General features: G+C 68.6%; 22 protein-coding genes and 2 pseudogenes. 16 read left to right on the forward strand and 8 right to left on the reverse strand.

What is annotated here, in order from left to right:
- Positions 1–343: 343 nt before the first annotated feature.
- A complete protein-coding gene (locus IEZ04_RS05800) occupies positions 344–532 on the reverse strand; it encodes a hypothetical protein (protein ID WP_189215584.1) in 189 nt (62 codons plus the stop codon).
- Between the two features lie 319 nt (positions 533–851).
- Positions 852–1,031, reverse strand: coding sequence for a hypothetical protein (locus IEZ04_RS05805; RefSeq protein WP_189215585.1), 180 nt, complete (start codon positions 1,029–1,031; stop codon positions 852–854).
- A 117-nt stretch (positions 1,032–1,148) separates the two neighbouring features.
- On the opposite strand from IEZ04_RS05805, the gene IEZ04_RS05810 reads away from it, so the two are divergent.
- Complete coding sequence (locus IEZ04_RS05810; RefSeq protein WP_229820861.1) at positions 1,149–1,400, forward strand: GntR family transcriptional regulator; 252 nt, start codon at positions 1,149–1,151, stop codon at positions 1,398–1,400.
- Here IEZ04_RS05810 and IEZ04_RS05815 read toward each other — a convergent pair.
- Positions 1,397–1,972 carry a hypothetical protein gene (locus IEZ04_RS05815; RefSeq protein WP_229820862.1) on the reverse strand — a complete coding sequence of 192 codons (576 nt, stop codon included), beginning with the start codon at positions 1,970–1,972 and terminating at the stop codon, positions 1,397–1,399. The genes IEZ04_RS05810 and IEZ04_RS05815 overlap by 4 nt on opposite strands.
- Before the next feature lie 89 nt (positions 1,973–2,061).
- Positions 2,062–2,259: a hypothetical protein gene (locus tag IEZ04_RS05820; RefSeq protein WP_189215586.1), complete on the reverse strand. Its 198-nt coding sequence runs from the start codon at positions 2,257–2,259 to the stop codon at positions 2,062–2,064.
- Positions 2,260–3,499: 1,240 nt separating this feature from the next.
- Here IEZ04_RS05820 and IEZ04_RS05825 point away from each other — a divergent pair.
- The 15 genes and pseudogenes from IEZ04_RS05825 to argF all read left to right on the forward strand — a co-directional run bounded on the left by IEZ04_RS05825 (position 3,500) and on the right by argF (position 17,535).
- Positions 3,500–3,730 carry a helix-turn-helix domain-containing protein gene (locus IEZ04_RS05825; RefSeq protein ID WP_189215587.1) on the forward strand — a complete coding sequence of 77 codons (231 nt, stop codon included), beginning with the start codon at positions 3,500–3,502 and terminating at the stop codon, positions 3,728–3,730.
- Between the two features lie 112 nt (positions 3,731–3,842).
- Positions 3,843–6,170: an AAA family ATPase gene (locus IEZ04_RS05830; RefSeq protein ID WP_189215588.1), complete on the forward strand. Its 2,328-nt coding sequence runs from the start codon at positions 3,843–3,845 to the stop codon at positions 6,168–6,170.
- A 238-nt stretch (positions 6,171–6,408) separates the two neighbouring features.
- The gene (locus IEZ04_RS05835; protein ID WP_189215589.1) at positions 6,409–6,963 is read left to right on the forward strand and encodes a hypothetical protein; all 555 of its coding nucleotides are present in this window, start codon (positions 6,409–6,411) and stop codon (positions 6,961–6,963) included.
- Positions 6,964–7,423: 460 nt separating this feature from the next.
- Positions 7,424–7,630 (forward strand): helix-turn-helix domain-containing protein, encoded by a 207-nt coding sequence (locus IEZ04_RS05840; protein ID WP_189215590.1) that lies wholly within the window; start codon positions 7,424–7,426, stop codon positions 7,628–7,630.
- A complete protein-coding gene (locus IEZ04_RS05845; protein ID WP_189215591.1) occupies positions 7,627–7,914 on the forward strand; it encodes a hypothetical protein in 288 nt (95 codons plus the stop codon). The genes IEZ04_RS05840 and IEZ04_RS05845 overlap by 4 nt, the downstream gene beginning before the upstream one ends.
- A complete protein-coding gene (locus tag IEZ04_RS05850; protein ID WP_189215592.1) occupies positions 7,907–8,497 on the forward strand; it encodes a hypothetical protein in 591 nt (196 codons plus the stop codon). The genes IEZ04_RS05845 and IEZ04_RS05850 overlap by 8 nt, the downstream gene beginning before the upstream one ends.
- A complete protein-coding gene (locus tag IEZ04_RS05855) occupies positions 8,484–8,858 on the forward strand; it encodes a hypothetical protein (RefSeq protein ID WP_189215593.1) in 375 nt (124 codons plus the stop codon). The genes IEZ04_RS05850 and IEZ04_RS05855 overlap by 14 nt, the downstream gene beginning before the upstream one ends.
- Before the next feature lie 179 nt (positions 8,859–9,037).
- On the forward strand, positions 9,038–9,556 hold the full coding sequence (locus tag IEZ04_RS05860; protein WP_189215594.1) for a hypothetical protein: 519 nt from the start codon (positions 9,038–9,040) through the stop codon (positions 9,554–9,556).
- Positions 9,557–10,005: 449 nt separating this feature from the next.
- Complete coding sequence (locus IEZ04_RS05865; RefSeq protein ID WP_189215595.1) at positions 10,006–10,680, forward strand: hypothetical protein; 675 nt, start codon at positions 10,006–10,008, stop codon at positions 10,678–10,680.
- A gap of 60 nt (positions 10,681–10,740) precedes the next feature.
- Positions 10,741–10,938, forward strand: coding sequence for a hypothetical protein (locus IEZ04_RS05870; RefSeq protein WP_189215596.1), 198 nt, complete (start codon positions 10,741–10,743; stop codon positions 10,936–10,938).
- 11 nt (positions 10,939–10,949) lie between these two features.
- A complete protein-coding gene (locus IEZ04_RS05875; protein ID WP_189215597.1) occupies positions 10,950–11,135 on the forward strand; it encodes a hypothetical protein in 186 nt (61 codons plus the stop codon).
- A 74-nt stretch (positions 11,136–11,209) separates the two neighbouring features.
- A pseudogene (locus tag IEZ04_RS34605) lies at positions 11,210–13,048 on the forward strand (recombinase family protein); the annotation flags it as partial.
- 147 nt (positions 13,049–13,195) lie between these two features.
- A pseudogene (locus IEZ04_RS34610) lies at positions 13,196–15,040 on the forward strand (polynucleotide kinase-phosphatase); the annotation flags it as partial.
- 100 nt (positions 15,041–15,140) lie between these two features.
- The gene (locus IEZ04_RS05885) at positions 15,141–16,367 is read left to right on the forward strand and encodes an arginine deiminase (RefSeq protein WP_189215599.1); all 1,227 of its coding nucleotides are present in this window, start codon (positions 15,141–15,143) and stop codon (positions 16,365–16,367) included.
- Between the two features lie 157 nt (positions 16,368–16,524).
- Positions 16,525–17,535: an ornithine carbamoyltransferase gene (gene argF / locus IEZ04_RS05890; protein WP_189215600.1), complete on the forward strand. Its 1,011-nt coding sequence runs from the start codon at positions 16,525–16,527 to the stop codon at positions 17,533–17,535.
- A 1-nt stretch (position 17,536) separates the two neighbouring features.
- On the opposite strand, the gene IEZ04_RS05895 is transcribed toward argF, so the two are convergent.
- From IEZ04_RS05895 to IEZ04_RS05910, 4 genes are all read right to left on the reverse strand, one after another.
- On the reverse strand, positions 17,537–17,986 hold the full coding sequence (locus tag IEZ04_RS05895) for an ATP-binding protein (protein ID WP_189215601.1): 450 nt from the start codon (positions 17,984–17,986) through the stop codon (positions 17,537–17,539).
- A gap of 339 nt (positions 17,987–18,325) precedes the next feature.
- On the reverse strand, positions 18,326–19,144 hold the full coding sequence (locus IEZ04_RS05900) for a PaaX family transcriptional regulator (protein ID WP_189215602.1): 819 nt from the start codon (positions 19,142–19,144) through the stop codon (positions 18,326–18,328).
- A gap of 84 nt (positions 19,145–19,228) precedes the next feature.
- On the reverse strand, positions 19,229–19,435 hold the full coding sequence (locus IEZ04_RS05905) for a DUF5999 family protein (RefSeq protein WP_189215603.1): 207 nt from the start codon (positions 19,433–19,435) through the stop codon (positions 19,229–19,231).
- A gap of 212 nt (positions 19,436–19,647) precedes the next feature.
- Complete coding sequence (locus IEZ04_RS05910; RefSeq protein ID WP_189215604.1) at positions 19,648–20,295, reverse strand: TetR/AcrR family transcriptional regulator; 648 nt, start codon at positions 20,293–20,295, stop codon at positions 19,648–19,650.
- Between the last annotated feature and the right edge of the window lie 14 nt (positions 20,296–20,309).

Below are 20,309 nucleotides of genomic sequence, written 5' to 3' on the forward strand. Positions count from 1 at the left end.
GATCGAATCAAGTGTTAGACGACACTGACAGCACAAACCACACACCGCTACGGCTGGCTGACATCGGATGAGCGCATAATTCCCCCCGATCGAGGTGGGAACCACCCACTCAGCAGCCCGCCCACTGACTGGTCCGTCACTGCCAGTGCGGACACACGCCAAGAACGGCAAGAGTGATCTTGCTTTTCACCCACAAGAGTTCGCAGCTCCAACGTGGGTGCCATTGCAAGTCAAGCTTACCGCGTTAACGCTCAACTGTGCGAGGATTTCGGGCATTTGGGCGCTGAGCTGCGGGAATGGCAAAGCCCCGCCTGGTCGGAAGGCGGGGCGAGGCCGTGGTGGCTCAAGCGGCGACGGGCGGCTCCTCGTCGTCGTCCACCGGGGGCTTCTTGAAGCGGTGCCACGCGTCGCGCGCACGCCCGGCGGAATCGATCACGTCCGGGACCTGGTCGAGCAGCCCCTTCATGGCGAAGAGGAAGATCGAAGCCACGCCAGCGACGGCGAGAATGGCGATGATGACGGTGCCGTCCACCGATCCTTACCTTCCCTGTCATGGGTCGGATCGGGTGCGCAGGCAGCCTCGATCCGAACCCTACGGTTCGGACCGAGACACCCGCGCTGACGTGTGCGCAAATGTTCTCGGGCGGGCTGTTATCGCTAGCCCAAGCGTTGTAGCAAGGCTGTTTCAACCATGCCTTCATCGCTGAGACACGTCACTCGGCGCACCGAGGAATCAGCTCCAGCATGCGTTACACCAAGTGCCTTCACCTGCACTTGGCTGTGGCCAGCATAGCGCACGTGGACGCAACCTTGTTCGAGTAACTGAAGCTCAGTCCGGTCGGGTTGAGTGGTCAACGGTGCGCCGGTCGGCCCCGGCCGGGTCGGCAGCGGTGGCACTCGCAGAGCGGCCACCGGTCATCGAGCAACGGCAGGTTCGGCAGCTTCTCGAACTCCCCCGACCACGCGCTGACCTCGCGCATCTCCTTGGTTCTGGCGTCGTACTTGTAGACCCTGATCGACAGTCCGGCCATGGCAGCCCCCTTGTGGTCCTGACCAGCAGGTATCGCGATATCGCAGAGTACCGCGATATCGGGATATCACAGAAGTCTGCGATAGCGCAGGAGACCGCGAGATCGTACGGTCAAGGAGTGAGTGTTGATCTTGACCGTTCTCGTCCGGTCTGGCGGCAGGTGGCCGAGGTGATCGGTGCGCGGATCGCCGACGGGACCTATCCGCCGGGCAGCCGCGTGCCGGGCATCGTCGAGCTGAGCGCAGAGTTCGGCATCGCCGTCAGTACCGCCCAGAAGGCCCTGGCGCACCTGCGCGACACCGGCCAGGTGCGCACCGAGCTGGGCCTCGGCACCTTCGTCCCCGACGCCGACCCAAAGCGAGCCGGCTAACCTCGACGCCCCCGTCGAGCGGTGAGGGTGGCCGCTTCGCGCAACGCAGCCGTGAAACGTTCGTCGGCGGCCTTCGACTCCTCGACGGCCCGGACGGCGGCGGGGGTCGCAGCTTCGATATCCCACTGTCTCCCGTCGCGCTCCCGAGCCTCGCCGTCGTCTTCCGCCAGGGCGAGTTGCAGATATTGGATGGCGCTCAGTGCGTTCCTGACCGCGATGTTCGATTCCCTGAACGCCTGCACCAGTTCCGGCGTTGTGTAGAGCACCAGTTTGGTGATGACCAGGCGGTTCGCCTCGTTATTGGGGTCAAGGACAAGCTCGTGGTAGTCCGCGCTGGAGACTGCCCGGCGTAAGAAGGCTGAGTCGCGGGTCCTGCTGAGGGCGTACATCCTCCGGTGCGCCTCCTCGATCGCGTCGGCTCGACGCTCCCAGATCTTGAAGGCGCCTTCACGGTCGCGCGTTGCGCGCTGTGTGAGATGTGCCGACATCAGGGTGGCCAGCGCGCCGATGACGGCGCCCAGCAGTCCGGCTCCGGTGCTGATCAGGGCGAGGGTAACCGGTGTGATCGTCACACATTGAGCGTAAGCACGGTTGCGGCCTTGTGGGGCCGAGACTGGCGAGGTCCCGGAGACCAAGGAGGCTCTCCGGGACCTCCGCACGTTCAGAGCACGCCGAGCGACGTCATCACGACCAGGCACAGCGTCAGCGACCCGCCGAAGACGCCGCCCCCGTAGAGGAACGCGTGGCCCTTGGGGCTGGCGGGAGTGTGCTTGATCAGGCCAGCCACCATGCCGACGATGACGGAGACCAGGGCGCAGATGACGACGATCAGCACCTTGACACCGAGAGTGAGGTTCAACGGTCCGAAGCACCTTTCCGGTGGCGGACCGATGGCACGCAGCTCTCAGCCCGACCACCACGTAACCAACGTGAGGTCATGCTGAGGCCGTGCCGACGTGTCTTGGCTCTCGGTGCCTTGCCAGGGCGGTGTGTGGCCTGACTGCTCCGTACGGCTAGCTACTGGGTTCCGTGAACCCCTGCACTTCCAAATTCCTCGCGACTAGGCCGGACGAACTTCGTCCACACAACTGCGGCGGCCCCCTTAATAGGTGGGAGTCGCCGGAGCGGGCTACCCGACTACGTCGGCGGCGGGCTCGCGAGGCGATTATGTGTCTGCTTCAACTGTAGCTGACAGAGCGGTCGTTGGTGTCGGAACCGCCTGAGGCCGGGACGGTGTCTCCGGGGGGCTCGTGCGGGCGGGTGCGGCCCGGGTGCCCGCCCCGGGCCGTCAGGCCCGGGACGACCCCACCGGAGGCCGGGACGATATATGCCGGGGTGGCCCGGCCGGAGCACCGGACGCCCGGTCGTCAGGTTGAGGCCCGGGGGATAGGCCGGCGGTTACCTGTCGTGACAGCCATGACGACGAGTGACAGCCGCGGGACGGGTCGCCGACCCGGACCGGCCGCACGTACGCCGAAGGGGCACCCCAAGACGGGGTGCCCCTTCGAGCAAGAGACCGTTCACTCAGCTGCGGCCACGTGTACCAAACCCACCACGACGCTTACGGCTGACATAACAAACTCAATAACCTTCATGCCAACCTCCACCATGCGATTTGAAATTGTGCGAACAATGGCGCTGCTCTTGCGGTAACTGCGAATGACCCTGGAAAACTCGTAGGAGTGCCAAATAGCCAGACCAGCCGCAAGCGTGATGGCCGGAGTTGAACCGGCCGCAGCGACAGCTCAGTGAACGCTCTCTCTGTACTTCTTATTGTACCTCAGTTGACATTGTCTGGCTAGGCGTCAGGTTGAGGCCCAGGCGGCCCGCCGGCCTTACTTCTCGTGACAGCTATAACGACGTGTGACAGCCGCGGAGAGGGCCTTCGATACCCCCCTGAGAGGGCACGCTGACCGGATCAGGGGCCTTGTCGCAACCGCAAGTACGACAGTGCTTGTGGCGCTATGAAATCCCGTGTTCTGCTAGGGGTACGCCGGGGCCCAGCCTCCGGCCAGGGGCTCGCCTCATCTGTTGGCGACGCAACCCCGAGGATCCCGCCGTGTTCGGCACCCACGTGAGAAGCCAACGACGGGAATCCCATGTCAACGCGCACTTTCGATCCTCAGGCTCTCCGCCGAATTCGGCTGGAGCGTGGCCTGTCGCAGATCAAGCTTTCCAAGGCCGTCGGCCTCTACTCGACTGCAATTGGCCTGATGGAGAACGGCCGCAACGGCCCCTCGGTGACCACGCTGGTCGCCATCGCCGACGCCCTCGGGGCTCGCATGGACGACTTCATGACCCGCGCCGACCGCGAAGAGGTGTCGGCGTGATGGAGATCGCCAAGGGCGCCCGACCGCTCACCGAGGCGGAGCGCCGACGCCTGCTCGCCCTGATCTTCGGCAACCGCAAGCTCAAGGACCAGAACGGCGGTGGCCGAACGAAGTGACCACTGACATGCAGCGACCCCCGGTCGCCACAACCGAGGGCCGCCAGAGTGATCTCGTCACCACCACTACCACCGAAACACGCAGCTTGGATGCTGCGCAAGATGGGTCCGAAGTAGCCGCCGACCTGTTCGATTACCTGTGGGACGAGCGCCCCGGGTGGGTGTGCCTGGCGACCGATCACCGTATTCGCGACATCAAGTCGAAGCGCATGTCATCCGACTTCCGTAATTCGGCTTGGTACTCGTGGCCCGAGGACCGCAACAAAATCTGGGCACACGCCGAGATGGTCATGAACAGCCGTGAAGTGTGGTTCACACCTGCGCTGCTCCGGACCCAGGACCGCAAGGCCACCAACGCCACCGACAACGGACGCATCTGCCAGGTGGACGCTGACCACACGGACGAGTGGACCGAGGAGGAGACGGCCACCCGCTCGGCTCTCCTGGAGAAGCTGAACGCGGCGGTCGTGAGGTCGGGCACGAACGGCAACTTCCACGCCTACGTGAAGCTCGACCGGGACACTCCGCGTGCTGTCATCGACCGGCTTAACGCGCAGCTCACGGCGGCGTTCGCTGGCGACAGCTCGAAGGAGAACGCCAGCTCGGTACTGCGCATGCCGGGCACGTTTAACCACAAGACGGACCCGAGCAACCCCGTGGGCCTGGAGCGGCTCCCGGAGGACTTCGCGGGGTGGGACCCGGCCGAGCTGGCGTCCCTGCTGCCGGAGACCCAGAAGACCCCTGCCGGAGCCCGGGACGAGGCCACCCCGTGGGCGGTGCCGGACGCGCCGAGCAGTCTGACCGAGTGCAGGACGCTGGGCGATCTGCTGTCGCTGCCCCCGGAGCATGACGACCGCAGCACCTGGGAGTGGGTGCAGAGGGTGGCCGGGCACGAGTCGCGCGCCGAGAGCATGAAGCCTTGCCCGAGCAAGCGTGAGTACATCGCACGGGTCATCAGCTACGACGGTGCGTCGGAGGCTCCTCGCCTCCTGCACGACGAAGCGCAGTTCTTCGAGGTGCTGGAACACAAGTGGGAAGAGGACGGAGTCAAGCGAAGCGACTCCAAGACCGCGCTGGCCGCCCAGCTCGCGAAGGGTGAGATCGATCCGGCCGAGGCTGTTGAGTCCTGGAGCGACTTCAACCAACGAGTCTTCGATGACATCGCCGGTATCCACATCAGCAACGTTGCTCAGGAGCGCTACTACGGGCCGTTGCTGAAGCTCGCCGAGACCGATGCCGAGGCGTTCGACGCTACTCCGTTCGCGAGGACTGAGCTGCTGCGGCAGATCAACCGCACACGAGCCGAGCAGAAGGCGAAGGTGCTGGCCGCACCCGGCAGCAAGGAGCTTGGTCGTCCGTCGCGCCGCAAGGACTGCACCGGGGTGGTCTATGACACGACCGCACCGGGATTGTTCATCCAGCCGGGATGGATCACGCTGTTCATGGCTGACTACGAGGTCGGCAAGACCATGCTGGCCTACTCGCTGGCGGCCGACCGGCTGCGCAGGGGCGACGAGGTCGTCGTGATCCAGGAGGACGAGGCCGCCGACCAGACGTGGAGCAAGATCGACGCCTTCTGCCTCACCGAGGAGGAGGAAGACCGCTTCCAGCCGTACAACTACCAGGGCTGGAACCTGGTGGCCACGCCCGAGATGCTCGACGCGCTCATGGAACGGCACCCGTGCACGACGCTTCTGATCATCGACTCGGTCATGAAGATCACCAAGTTGGCTGGACTGGAGGAAGACAACCCCGGCGCGGTCGCGCTGTGGACCGTCTTCGAGCGGTTCGCGGCGAAGTACCCGCAAGTGGCGGTCCTGCTGATCGACCACCAGGGCCACAAGGGCGGGGGCCACGCCCGGGGCGCAACCGGCAAGGCTCAGATGTCGTCGGTCGTCCTTGAGGTCTCCTCAAAGATCAAATTTGCCCGGGACCGCAATGGCCAAATCAAGGTCACGGTGCACAAGCACCGGAACGGCGAGAGTACGGGCCACACCTGGCGCGGTGACGTGATCGTCCGTCAGGACGACGAGCCGTTCCACATCAAGTGGACGGACGAGGGCGTCAAGGGCCAGGCGGGGGGCGTCGATGAGTATGTGCCGACGCCGGGCAAGGGCGGCAAGCTCAGCACCCGCGACCGGCTGAGCCTGGCGTTCATGCGGCGCAAGGGCGAATGGCTGTCGATGGCCGACCTGATGGAGGCGACGGAAGCCGCCCGGCCAACGGTCACCAACGCACTGAGGGCGATGGACGGACAGATCGAGGAGCGCCAGCACCCGGAAATCACGAGCGCCAAGCAATACCGCCCGGTGCGGTCGGCGTAGGTGTTCTGCCCATGGCCGCCGGAGGGGGTGTTCGGAACACCCGGCCGAACACCCCCCAGAACAGTGCTCCACCGCCGGTCAGAGGGGGTGTTCGGGTGTTTCAAACACTGTTCGAACAGGGGGGTGTTCGGGGTGTTCGCCTCCCCTCTGGGGAGAGGGAGGCGAACACCCCCGGAACACACCCTGCAGCGACCCGCGCAACACTCTCCGCAACAGCTGATAGGGGAGAGGTAAGGCAGTGAACGACTTGGACAGGCGCGGCAGCAGGATCTTCGGCCGAGTGGAGGGGGAGGTGGCCTGGCCGTCTGGGGCAGACAGCCCGTATCGGCTGATGAAGCTCAGGGAGCCGGAGCGGTACGAGCGCGAGACGGCTGAGCAGGCCGACGCCCAGCGGGTCATCGTCGAATGGGCCGAGTGGTACGGCCTCAAGCGGGCGAAGATGGCCTGCTGCCCCGGCTGGCTCACGCGCAAGGTCAGCAGGCGATGCAGCATCGACCGTTGCACCGCGTTCGGCGGCGGTGCAACCGACCACCGCTGGCTGGAACACAGGGTCGGCTGGGTCCTCGACGGGCAGCCGGTGGCCCTGACGTCGGCCGCCTACGGCATCTCGGACGAGTATCGCGCCCGATTTGAATGGTGGGTTGCCGAAGACCCCCGGCTGGCGGTCGCCCTCGGCGGCCAGGGCTGGTACGGCATCGGTTCCACGCAAGTGCTGATGTGGCGTACTGACGTCATCGAGGTGATGGAGCCCGCGCCGGAGTCGGTGCGCGCCTTGGGCTATCGGCAGCTCTGAGGCCAGGGACGGTACTGCGGAGGGCACGAGAGGGCGGGGCCGGGCCCGAGTGCCGCAGGCACCGGGCGAGGCCACGGGACGGCCAGAAAGACCCCACGACGACGGTAGCGCGCGGCAGCGGGTGGCCCCCGGGAGCGCCAGCACCGGCCCGCAGTAACGAGTGGTGACTGGCGAGCACGGGAAGTAAGGCCGGCGGTCACCTTGAGAGCAACCCGCCCGCGCGGCGCTGCCGCCGCCGGGCACGCGAGAGCCCCCAACCCTGACGCCCGACGGCACGGTTGGGGGCTCCGCCGTGCGGGCGGCTGGCCCACCTCCGGGGTCTGGGCGCCCCCGAGCGGGAAAGTGGTGGACCCAGGACTTTCCCGCACGTCCAAAAAACACCAGCGGCGCGGTGGCCGTCTATTTGCCGTGAATGCAACCGGTATGACGCTGGCGGTATCACAGGTGATTCTCTGGGGACATGAGCGCCGGACAAAGGCTGCGGCACTTTCGGGAGCAGCTCGGCATATCCCAACGGGCGATGGCCGATGAACTCGGCACGACGCACGTGGTGGTCGGCCGCTGGGAACGAGGCGTGTTCAATCCGAACGTGTCGAGCCTTCAAAAGATCGCCGCCTTGATGGACTGCACGATGGATGAGCTGGTGAAAAAGGAGGTGACCAGATGACGGCAGTGCCGGTGGAGGCGCAGACGTGGCTAGTGGGGCGCATTCACGACCAGGAAGTCCTCAGCGAAGTGACCGGCTGGTGGCTGGATGAAGACGGCGTGAACCCGCTGACGGTCGGCACCTGGACCGGCTGCCGGGACGGCTTGGTGATGCGGGGGACGGTGCAGCAGGCGGCACGGGTGGCCGCCATGCGTGAGCTGGTCGACTGGGCCGAGCGCGCCAGCAGCGTCGAGGAATGCGAGGCCATCGAGCGCGTGCGGGCGTGGGTGCTGGCGAGTGGCTAAATACGAGCCGCCTGAGGAGGCGGAAGAGGTCAGTAAGGAGCTCGCAGAAGACAGTTCGATTCGACTGGTCGGTCCACGCGCGGAGATGGCCGTGGTGATTCAAGTGCTGGCCGAACAGGGCCTTGGTCGCAATGCGATCGCGCGTCGAATGAACGTCCCCAATACGACGGTTACCGAAATCGCCCAGGTGATCGGGGTCAACTTCGACCGCTCCCAGACCGAGCAGGCTTTGAAAGCCCGGCTGACCGACCTGAAGGTGAAGAACATGGCCGTGGCCGAGGGCCTGAGCGAGGACCTGACCCACGCTCGGATCAAGCTCCGCATGGCTAATAATAACCGTGACTTGGCTTTCGCCGCGAAGACCATCAGCGATCTTGCGAGAGCAGTGCACAACCTCACTCCAGGGGTCACCGAGGAAGACAAGCTTGAAGAGGCTCGGGACTTCCTGCTCGAATTCAACGACAACCTGCGCGCAGCACGCGACCAATTCGAGACACGCACCGGCCTGGACATGGGGTCGGACGAGGCCACCCGGATTTCCCGACGAGAACTTGGATTGGACGGCAATAATGACGAACCGTAATTCCGGCGAGGTCGTGCAGGGACCGATGACCTCGGACGGTCCGAGCGTCGAGGAACTGAGGGCCGCGCGCCCGGGGTCGACCGGCGGCTTCTACCACCGGGGCGAACGCGGTCCGCTCGACTGCGCCGTCATCTGGGGCGAGGTGGTGGCCGGGGATGGCACGGTGACTGACGACCAGATGGCCGAGGTCCGCAAGGCCGCCGCTATCGGTGCCGACAGCCGCCACGCGGCACAGGTGGCCAAGTCCTTTACCGAGCGGCGCGATCCGATGACCGGCCAGGCGATCCGTACCTACGAGGACGGCCGGTCCGAGCTGGTGGACGAGAGCCGCCCGGACCACCGCTGGCGCGGCTGCGCATAGCCACCGGGCGCCCGGGACGGGGCACGGACGGCCTCCCGTCCCGCTCGGGGCCCACGGGCCCGGTCAGACCACGAGAGATCCAGGGAGAGCCGCCGGGAGCCCGGCACGTGAGGACACGCGAAACGCGGATGCCCAGGCTCGTTTCCCACCCCATCGCATGACACACAAGAAGAGGAACCATGACCAGCACAGACAACCTGATCACCCGCGCCCGGCTGGCGATCGAGGCCGAGGAGAAGGCGCGGGTGGTGGCCAAGGCGGCCGAGCTGGCCGAGGCCGACAAGCACGCCGAGTCGGTGGCCGAACGGCAGGCCCAGCACGACCAGCTCAAGGCGGACGCCGAGGCGGCTCTGTCGGCCGAGGGCGTGACGCTGCCCGAGCTGGCCGACCTGTTCGATGCGGCGGTGGCCGCCCTGGCCGCCCTGGCCGAGGGCGCCTGCACCCGCAACGACCTGATCGGCCAGCACGCGGCCGGTCTGGCGCTGGCCAAGCTTCCCAACGCTGAGCGCACGCCCGTCCGTGAGCTGCTGGCGCGCGCGACCGCCCAGGCCGCCGAGCAGGTCCGAGGCCGGGACACCGACCTCGGGCGGCTGATCACGAGCCTCAACGCGGACGGCGGACCCCTGTGGCGGATCACGCCCGTCGAACGTGCCCGCCGCGTGCAGACCTCAACCGATCACGTCGACCTCCCGCTCTGAAATTCGGACCTCAACATGAGCCCCGGGGCCGAGGCTCGACCCGACCTTGACGACCCAGCAAGTCGGGTCGGCCCGACCGCCGGCTCATGTTGCCTACACGCACCCGCAAGCCCCTTGAGGTGCACCCGGGTCGGCCGACCCGCCCGAACTTGAACAACTTGAACTTGAACACCTTGCCCCGACCCTCCCGCCGGGCCACGCGGGGCGCGGCCCGGCGGGAGGGTGCTAATTCAAATTCCGGGTTCGAATTCAGGTTCCTCGGGCGCCAGGAAAAGGGCGGTCACGAGGCGTGAGTGGCGGTGTGTGGATGGGGGTGGTCACGCCTTTTCCGCGCACCTTTTTGGATTCGGCTTCATTTCAGGAATTGTGCGCTGCGCAAATCCCGTGATTTTCTTGAATTCTCGGCAATTCCGCCGGGGTCCGGAATTCGGGAAAGCAGGGGGCACGAAATGGCCGCAGAAATCACCAAGGGCATCCGGGTCGTCACCAAGGACGGCCACCTGGGCACCGTGGAGAACGAGCCCGCGCTGACGGCCTCCGGCCACGTGGTCACCGTGAAGTTCGACGACCCGTCGATCTCGGCGGGCGGTGGCGCTGGCTACGACGTGAACGACCTCAAGCCCGCCCCCGCCGACGAGGAGCACCCCTGCGAGTGCTCGGCCTACGACGCCCTCGACCCCGAGGAGCTCACCGACGAGCGGCTGGCCAACGGTGACTACGAGGTCTTCACCACCGGCTGTACCGCCACCACCCGCCGGACCTTCGCGCCCGGTCACGACGCCAAGCTCAAGTCCTTCTTGATCAGGCACGGTGCGGCCGGGCACGAGATCCGCCGCAGCGAGGCGGGGGTGGCCAGCAGCGCCAGCGCCGAGGAGCACGCCGCGCGCTACGCCTTCGCCCGGATGGTCACGGCCGGTGTGCAGCGCGCCGAGGCGAAGGCCGCCGAGAAGGCCGCCCGCGCCGAGGAGCGCGCCGCCCGCAAGACCGCCCCCCGCGCCAGGCGCCCGAAGAAGGTCACCGCCAAGGTCGGCCGCGCGACCTTCACCGGCCGGATGGACGGCGAGCACTTCGTCTACGAGGTGAAGGGCAAGGAGCGCCGGACCCTCAAGTTCGTGGCTGTCTGACCGACCCGCCCCGCCGGGCGGTCGGCACAGGCCGCCCGGCGGCTCCCCGAGGAGCCCCACATGTACAAACTCACCTGGCGCACGCCCGAGGGCCGCCCCGCCCTGGCCAAGGTCTTCGACCCGGCCACCGTCCGCAAGCTCGCGGCCGACGCGATCGACGCCAACCCCGAGGGCAACCACCTGCGCGTTCAGCAGCTCGTCAGCTGCCCGATCGTCGGCGACCGCATCTGGGCCGAGGTCACCCACCAATTCGTCTGAGGAGCCAGCTCATGAAGATCCGCCTTAATGCCGTCATCGAGATTGATGCCGACGCCTGGGAGAACATACACGGTGGCGAGCAACCGCTGACCGCCGAGAACGCCACCGCCTACGTGGAGCAGATTTTCGATGTCCACGGGCGCGTAACGGAAATCACAAAAACCTTCAGGCTCATCGTCGTTGACCAGGACGCCTGACATGAACCGGCCCGGTCGGGGGCCATCACCCCCCGACCGGGCCAACGCTGAGCGAAACAAGAGGAAACCCAGCTATGACCCAGCAAAGCACAGCCATCGCCACGGGCGTAATCGAACGCGTAGCGGCGGGTGGCCAGCTCCGGGCGGTCGCCTATGCCCGCGTTTCCACCGAGGACCAGGCCAAGGGCTACGGCGTCCAATACTCAACTAAAAAGATCATGCGCCACATCGAGCGCAAAGGCTGGCGGCGCGTCGGCACCTTCTGTGACGAGGGCATCAGCGGCAGCCTTGAGGCGCACCAGCGCGAAGACCTCAACAAGCTGATGGAGCTGGCGCGTGAGAAGCCCAAGCCCTTCGACATCGTCGTCGTCAACGAAGGTCGCGCCATCGGTCGTACCGGTCGCGCCTTTTGGCGGTGGGTCTGGGAACTCGAAGACATGGGCATCTTCGTCGGCGTCGTCCAAGACGACTACGACAACACGACCGCCGAGGGGCGCAAGAAGATGCGCCGTGACGCCGACTACGCCGAGACCGAGTGGGAGACCATCCGCCAGCGCACCCAAGGCGGCCTCCAGGAGAAGGCCGAAGAGGGCGGTTGGGTCGGTGGCCCCCCGCCGTACGGCTACGAGATCGAGGACCAGGGCAAGAAGGGCCTTTCACGCCTCATCCAGTGTGCGGCTGAGGTCAAGGTGTTGCGCCGCGCCCGGGAACTGCTGGTGGAGTTCGGCCTGAACATGCGCCAGACCGCCGCACGCCTGAACGCCGAGGGGCTGTTCACCCGCTCCGGCAAGCCATGGTCACATCAGAACCTGCGTGCCCGGCTGATGTCCACGGCTGTCCTCGAAGCCGTGTTCATCTTCCGCAACACGGCCGTGAAAAACGGCCGAGGGCCGAAGCTCGACCAGAACGGCCAGCCGCTCTACGGCGAAACCGTCCGCATCGAGCTTGACCCGATCTTCACGCCGGGCGAGGTGGCCGACCTGAAGGCCGCTGTCGGCGAACCCTCCGGCAAGCCCAAGGGCCAGGCTGGCGTCTATCCGCTGTCGAAGCGCGTCACGGCCCAGTGCGGCAAGCACTACATCGGCGGCAAGCGTCACAAGGGGCCCGGCCGCTGGTACCGCTGCAAGGGCCGACAGGAGGAGTACGCACACGCGCCGACGTGTGACGACCCGCAGATCCCCGCCACCGAGCTTGAGGCCGCAGTCTGGGCCGAGGTCGTCAGCCTGCTCGGCGATCCTGACCAGCTCCGGGCGATGGCGGCTGAGTGGGTGGGCATGGCCGACACAGACCAGGAGGCGCAGCGAGCCAGGGTGGCCGATCTGAGCAAGCAGGTGACCGACCGTGAAAGGGCCATGACCGAAACCTTGACCACCTACGCCCGGCTGAACGTGCCCACCTCCACGATTGAGGAGGTCGTCAAGACGCTCACCGACGAGCTTGATCAGCTCAGGGAGATGCGCGACGAGGCACAGCGGTGGATGGAGGAGACCGAAGCGGCCGAGCAGCGCGCGAACGACCTTGCCGCCCTGGCCGAGCTGGCGCGCACGCGGCTGGCCGACATGACGCCCGACGAGCAAGGCGAAATCCTTGCGTTGTTGGACGTGCGCGTCACCGTCCTGGGCGCGAGGCCCGAGCGCAAGACCAACAAAGGCTGCACCCTCACCAAGTGGTTTGCTGACTCGGGACGGCTGGTGCCACTCCCGCTGACCGATGAGGTGTGGGCCCTGGTGGAACCGGTCGTCAAGGCATGGGAACCACCGAACCATCGCCTCATCGACGGTCGCGCGGTGGTCGACGGCATCCTGTTCAAAGCGCGCACCGGGTGCGGCTGGCACGACATTGAGGTGTCGGGCGATGTCCTGTGGAAGACCGTGCATTCACGATTCAACCGCTGGCTTCGCGCTGGTGTGTGGGACGAGATCATGAAGGTAATTCCCAACGAGGGCACGCTTCCGGCGGGGATGCCCGTGCTGCCGCCTCTCAAGATTGAGGGGCGCGTAGACCCGCACATCCTGCCCCTAGAAGGCGTCCGGCACGAGGAAGCACCTGCGGAAACTTTTATGGTGGCGGCGGGCACCGCGCTCTGCGTGCCCGGCAATCACGAGAACAAGCTGGGCCGCTGGCTGAAGGGCCGCAAGGTCCAGCTCACGCACGGCCTCGCGGAGACCGTCGAGCAGCTGGAGGGGGAGAGCGAGGAGTTCCGCGCGCGGGTGCGGGAGTTCGTGGACGGGCTGGTCAGCCACTACGTCCTCGACGGCGGCCGGCTGGTGGTGTGCCACGCGGGCCTGCCGGAGAAGTACCACGGCCGCACCTCGGGCCGGGTGCGCTCGCACGCGCTGTACGGCGACACGACCGGGGAGACGGACGAGTTCGGCCTGCCGGTGCGCTACCCGTGGGCGGAGGACTACCGGGGCCGCGCGGCCGTGGTCTACGGGCACACCCCCGTCCCCACGGCCACCTGGCTCAACAACACCATCTGCCTGGACACGGGCGCCGTGTTCGGCGGCAGGCTCACCGCGCTGCGCTGGCCGGAGCGGGAACTGGTCGACGTACCGGCCGAGCGCGTCTGGTACGAGCCGGCCAGGCCGCTGGCCACGGAGGCGCCCGGCGGGCACGAGGGACGCCCGCTAGACCTCGCCGACGTGCACGGCCGCCGGACCGTCGAGACCCGGCACGCCGGGCGGATCGCGGTCCGCGAGGAGAACGCGGCGGCGGCCCTGGAGGTCATGAGCCGTTTCGCGGTGGACCCGCGGCTGCTGCCGTACCTCCCGCCGACCATGGCCCCCACCGCGACCTCGAAGGTGGAGGGCTACCTGGAGCACCCGACGGAGGCGTTCGAGCAGTACCGGCAGGACGGGGTCGAGCGGGTCGTGTGCGAGGAGAAGCACATGGGCTCGCGGGCGGTGGCGCTGGTGTGCCGGGACGCGGAGGTGGCCCGGGAGCGCTTCGGTGCCGGGGGAGGCGAGACCGGCTCCCTGTACACCCGCACCGGCCGTCCGTTCTTCGACGACCCGGCCGTCACGGAGGAGGTCCTCGGCCGGGTGCGCGAGGCGGTGACGGCCGCCGGGCTGTGGGACGGGCTCGGTACCGACTGGCTGCTGCTCGACGCCGAGCTGCTGCCGTGGTCGCTGAAGGCCGCCGGGCTGCTGCGGAAGCAGTACGCGGCGGTCGGGGCGGCCGCCGGCGCCGCGTTCCCGGGCGCGCTGGCCGCGCTGGAGGGTGCCGCGGCGCGCGGCGTGGACGTGGGCGGGCTGCTGGCGCGGCAGCGCGGGCGGGCCGCCGACGCGGCGGCGTTCACGGAGGCGTACCGGCGGTACTGCTGGCCGACGGACGGACTGGAGGGCGTGCGGCTCGCGCCCTTCCAGCTCCTCGCCGTCCAGGGCCGCAGCCTGGCCGCGCTGCCGCACGACGAGCAGCTGGCCCTGATCGACCGCATGGTCGGGCACGACGGGTCCGGTCTGCTGCGGACGACGCGACGGCTGTACGTCGACACCGGGGACGCGGAGTCGGTGCGGGCGGGCGTCGACTGGTGGCTGGAGATGACCGGCCGCGGCGGCGAGGGCATGGTGGTCAAGCCGGTCGGGGCGGTCGTGCGGTCGGGGTCCCCCCGCTCGAGCGAAGCCGGGAGCGGGGGAGGCAAGGGGCGGCTGGTGCAGCCGGGCGTCAAGTGCCGCGGCCGGGAGTACCTGCGCATCATCTACGGCCCGGAGTACACCCGCCCGGACAACCTGGCCAGGCTGCGCGGCCGCTTCCTCGACCACAAGCGGTCGCTCGCCCTCAGGGAGTACGCCCTGGGGCTGGAGGCGCTGGACCGGCTGGCCGGGGGCGAGCCGCTGTGGCGGGTGCACGAGGCGGTGTTCGGGGTGCTGGCGCTGGAGTCGGAGCCGGTGGACCCGCGGCTGTGAGGCGGGGCGAGGGTCCGGTGTGACGCACGGGACCCTCGCCCACCTGTGCCGATCAGGGCTTCCGAGGGGTGAAACGCGTTCGAACGGTCAGGATGGAGACATGGCATTCCACGTCGACTCCGAGGCCGGGCGGCTGCGCCGGGTCATCCTGCACCGGCCCGATCTGGAGCTGAAGAGGCTCACCCCCAGCAACAAACACGCCCTGCTCTTCGACGACGTGCTGTGGGTGCGCCGGGCGCGTCTGGAGCACGACGGGTTCGCGGACGCCCTGCGCGACCGCGGGGTCGTCGTCCACCTGTTCGGCGACCTGCTCACCGACGTCCTCAGGATCCCGGCGGCCAAGAAGCTGATCCTGGACAAGGTCTTCGACGAGAAGGAGTACGGGCCGCTCGCCACCGACCACCTGCGGGCCGTGTTCGAGGACCTGCCCACGGCCGAGCTCGCCGAGGCCCTGGTCGGCGGGATGACCAAGCGCGAGTTCCTCGATGCGCACGCCGAGCCGACGTCCGTGCGCTTCCACGTCATGGACCTGGACGACTTCCTGCTCGGACCGCTGCCCAACCACCTCTTCACCCGGGACACCTCCGCCTGGATATACGACGGGGTCTCCATCAACGCCATGCGCTGGCCGGCGCGGCAGCGCGAGACCGTCCACTTCGAGGCGATCTACCGGCACCACCCGCTCTTCCGCGACGAGTCCTTCCACGTCTGGTCGGAGGGGCTCGCCGACTACCCGTCCACCATCGAGGGCGGCGACGTGCTGGTCATCGGCAACGGCGCCGTGCTCATCGGCATGAGCGAGCGCACCACGCCGCAGGCGGTCGAGATGCTCGCGCACAAGCTGTTCGCGGAGGGCTCGGCGCGCACCATCGTGGCCCTGGACATGCCGAAGCGGCGCGCTTTCATGCACCTAGACACGGTGATGACGATGATCGACGGCGATACGTTCACCCAGTACGCGGGGCTCGGCATGCTCCGCTCGTACACCATCGAACCGGGCGCGTCGGACCAGGAGCTGAAGGTCACCGACCACCCGCCGGAGCACATGCACCGCGCGATCGCCGCCGCGCTCGGGCTCAGCGAGATCCGGGTGCTGACCGCCACGCAGGACGTGCACGCGGCGGAGCGGGAGCAGTGGGACGACGGCTGCAACGTCCTCGCGGTGGAGCCGGGCGTCGTCATCGCGTACGAGCGCAACTCCACGACCAACACCCATCTGCGCAAGCAGGGCATCGAGGTGATCGAGATCCCCGGGAGCGAGCTGGGCCGGGGCCGGGGCGGGCCGCGGTGCATGAGCTGCCCGGTGCAGAGGGACGCCGTGGGCTGAGCGGCCGCCCGCGAGCCGGAACCGACCCGCTTGCATACAAATGTTACCGGTCGTATAGACTTCCACCCCGTTCGCCGGTCCTCACCGGTCCTCACCGGTCCCGTTCCGCGGTTCCGTTCAGCGGTCCCTCCCCGTCCCCGTCCCCAGGAGTGCTCCCATGGCGACAGTCCCGACCACCCTCGCAGGCCGCCACTTCCTCAAGGAGCTGGACTTCACCGGGGAGGAGCTCCGCGGTCTGGTCGAGCTGGCCGCCGAGCTCAAGGCCGCCAAGAAGGCCGGGACCGAGCCGCGGTACCTGAGCGGCCGGAACATCGCGCTGATCTTCGAGAAGACCTCGACGCGCACGCGCTGCGCGTTCGAGGTGGCGGCCGCCGACCAGGGTGCCTCGACGACCTACCTCGACCCGTCCGGCTCGCAGATCGGCCACAAGGAGTCCGTGAAGGACACGGCCCGCGTGCTCGGCCGGATGTACGACGCGATCGAGTACCGCGGCGACAGCCAGCAGAAGGTGGAGGAGCTGGCCGCGTACGCCGGCGTCCCCGTCTACAACGGCCTCACCGACGACTGGCACCCCACCCAGATGCTCGCCGACGTGCTCACCATGACCGAGCACTGCGACAAGCCGCTCACCGGGACCGCCTTCGCCTACCTCGGCGACGCGCGCTTCAACATGGGCAACTCCTACCTGGTCACCGGCGCGCTCCTCGGCATGGACGTACGGATCGTGGCGCCGGAGTCCTACTGGCCCGCCGAGGAGATCGTCACCCACGCCCGCAAGCTCGCCGAGACCAGCGGGGCCCGCGTCACGCTCACCGAGGACGTCGCCGAGGGCGTCCGGGGAGCCGACTTCGTCGCCACCGACGTGTGGGTGTCCATGGGTGAGCCCAAGGAGGTCTGGGCCGAGCGGATCGCCGCCCTGACCCCGTACGCGGTGACCATGGACGTGCTGCGCGCCACCGGCAACCCGGACGTGAGGTTCCTGCACTGCCTGCCGGCCTTCCACGACCTCGGCACCAAGGTCGGCCGGGAGATCCACGAGGCGTACGGCCTGGACTCCCTGGAGGTCACCGACGAGGTCTTCGAGTCGCCGCACTCGGTGGTCTTCGACGAGGCGGAGAACCGTCTGCACACGATCAAGGCGGTCATGGTCGCGACGCTGGGCCGTTGAGCTACGACAGGCCCTGACGGACCGACACCACCGGCAGCGCGAACCACACCGCCTTGCCGGAGGCGGTGGGCCGGTGGCCGCAGGACGAGCTGAGCGCGCGGATGAGGAGGAGTCCCCGGCCGTGCTCCTGCCAGGGGTCGGGCTGCTCCACCGCCGGCCGCACGAGGTCGCCGGGCGGCTCCGGGTCCTGGTCGTGGACCTCGACCCGGCAGCTCGTCGGCAGCAGCTCCACGACCAGCTCGATCGGCGCCCGGCCCGCCGTGTGCTCGACGGCGTTGGCGACCAGTTCGGCGGTGAGCAGTTCCGCCGTGTCGCGGTCGGCGGCGTGCTCCTGTTCGGCCAGTGCCCTGCGGACCAGCGCGCGGGCGACCGGCACGGCCGCGGCGGTGTGCGGCAGCGCGACGCGCCAGGATGCGGGACTTGCGGGTTCGTGCACTACGGGTCCGTTCATGAGCAGGCTGTCCTGCTTTCAACTTCAGGAATGGTACGGCGCCCTCCCGCGGGCACGCCCGGCGGGCGTCGTACAGGACCTCGGACCGCCTGCCGGCCCCGTTGCCGGACGGCCCCTTACCTGTACTTACGCACGGCCGCGCCCGATCGCGCCCGCCGTTACGGGGCTGTCGCACAGGCGTGACCGTGTCACGGGCGTCCGGGGCGGAGGGACCGGTGCGTCACGACGCCGGGTACGGACCGGATTCCTGAAGGAGGTACGGAAGTGCGGAGGGGTGGAGGGGCGGAGGGACGGAGAGACCCGGGGGTTCACCGAGTGCACGGGACCATGACGGGGGAGTCACTTCACTCCGACGAAGGCGGCCCCCGCGTCCCTCAGCCGCTCGTGCAGCGCCCGGAAGACGGCCGCCGAGCGCGCCCCCGGCCAGTCGGCGGGCAGCAGCGCGGCCGGCAGTCCGGGATCCGCGTACGGCAGCCGGCGCCACGAGTCCAGCATGAGCAGGTAGTCCCGGTAGGCCTCTTCCGGGGGCGTGTCCGGGCGCGCCTCCCACGCGCGCAGCATGTGCGCGTGCCGGTCGAGGAACGCCTCGTGCTGCTCGGCGATCGCGGCCAGGTCCCACCAGCGCGCCACCGCCTCGCCCGTCACCGCGAAACCCAGGTGCTCGCCCCGGAACAGGTCCACGTACGGGTCGAGCACCAGCCGCCGCAGGCTGCGCCGGGTCTCCTCGTACAGGCGTGCCGGAGCTATCCAGACCCCGGGGGCCGCGGTGCCGAAGCCGAGGGCGGCCAGCCGGGAGCGCAGTACGTGCCGCTTCTGGCGCTCGGACTCCGGCACGGAGAACACGGCCAGCACCCAGCCCTCGTCCTCGCTCGGGGAGGTGGTCGCGTACACGCGCCGGTCGCCGTCGTCGAGCAGCTCCCGTGCCCGCGGCGACAGCGCGTACCCGGCGGCGCCGGCCGCCGTGCGGGCGGGCACCAGCAGTTCGCGCCGCTTCAGCCGTGACACCGACGACCGCACGGAGGGCGCGTCGACACCGACCGCGGCGAGGAGCCTGATCAGCTCGGACACCGCGACCGGCCCCGACACGGAGCGGCCGTACGCACCGTAGAAGGTGACGATGAGGGAACGCGGGGTGGACTGCTCGGACACGTTGATCATTTTAGGCATTGAACAACATGTGGATCTTGCTGATCCCCCCCGGCGCGCAACCGGACGGCGGCGCGGCGCTGCCGTGACTCCGGCTCAGGCGGCGACGGTCAGCTGCTTGCCGACCGGCACGCGCCGCGGGGCGACCACGGTGCCGTCGGGCAGGATCCCGCCGGTGTCGTCGAAGACGATGGCCCCGTTGCACAGCAGGTTCCAGCCCTGCTCGGGGTGGAAGGCGACGATGTGGGCGGCGTCGCTGTCCGGACGGTCGGCCGAGGGGCACGGGGGCTGGTGCGAGCACATGGCGCGCCTCCGTCGAAGAGGATGGGCCGGCGGGCGGTGGGCCACCGCCTCGCCCTGGTGCCGTACTGCTGTGGTGCCGTGGTGCCTGTACCGAGGACTCTGCGCCCGCCCGCACCCCGGCGCCAAGCGCTGTCGAGGAGTCGTGACAGCACCGGGACGCGCTGTGACAACGCCGACGTGCCGGGGACGTAGGGGGGACGAGGCCCCGCGGGTCACCCCGGCTGCCGGGAGGTCCCGGGCCGCAGGAAGCGCTGGAGGATCAGGCGCAGGGTGGGGAGCTCGGCGGCCGGGTCGAAGGACGGATCGGTGGCGGCGCTGGTGTAGAGGGCCGCGATGAGGGCCATGACCCAGGCCGCGGCCTCGTCCGGGTCCAGGCCGGGATCGATCTGGCCGGCCGCGGCCGCGTTCCGCAGCAGCGTGCCGACGGTGGCCCGCTCCTCGTCGTTGTCGCGGCTCAGCAGCGCCTCGAGCTCCGGGTCGCGGTAGGCCTGGATCATCGCCTCCATGACGAGGGCGGGCACCAGCGGCTCCAGGGCGGGGGCGGCCAGGAGGTCGACGGTCTCCAGGAGGGCGGCCCACGGGTCGTCGGCGGCGCGGGCGGCGGCGAGGCGTTCGGTCTTGGTGGGGCCACCGCCGTGCCCGTCGCCCTGCTCGCCGACCGGCTCCTCCTCGAAGACGGCGTGGAAGATCGCGCGTTTGTTCGGGAAGTAGTGGAACAGGTTGCCCGCGCTCATGCCGGCGGCCTTGCAGATCTCCGCCGTGGTGGTGCGCTCGAAGCCCTTGGTGGCGAAGAGCCCGGCCGCGGCGTCGACGATGTGCCGGCGTCGTGCCCGGTGCCTGGCCGGGTCGACTGTTCTCATCAGGCTTCCTCTCG

The sequence above is a fragment of the Streptomyces ruber genome (assembly GCF_014648075.1).
In the GTDB taxonomy this organism is placed as follows: Bacteria; Actinomycetota; Actinomycetes; order Streptomycetales; family Streptomycetaceae; genus Streptomyces; species Streptomyces ruber.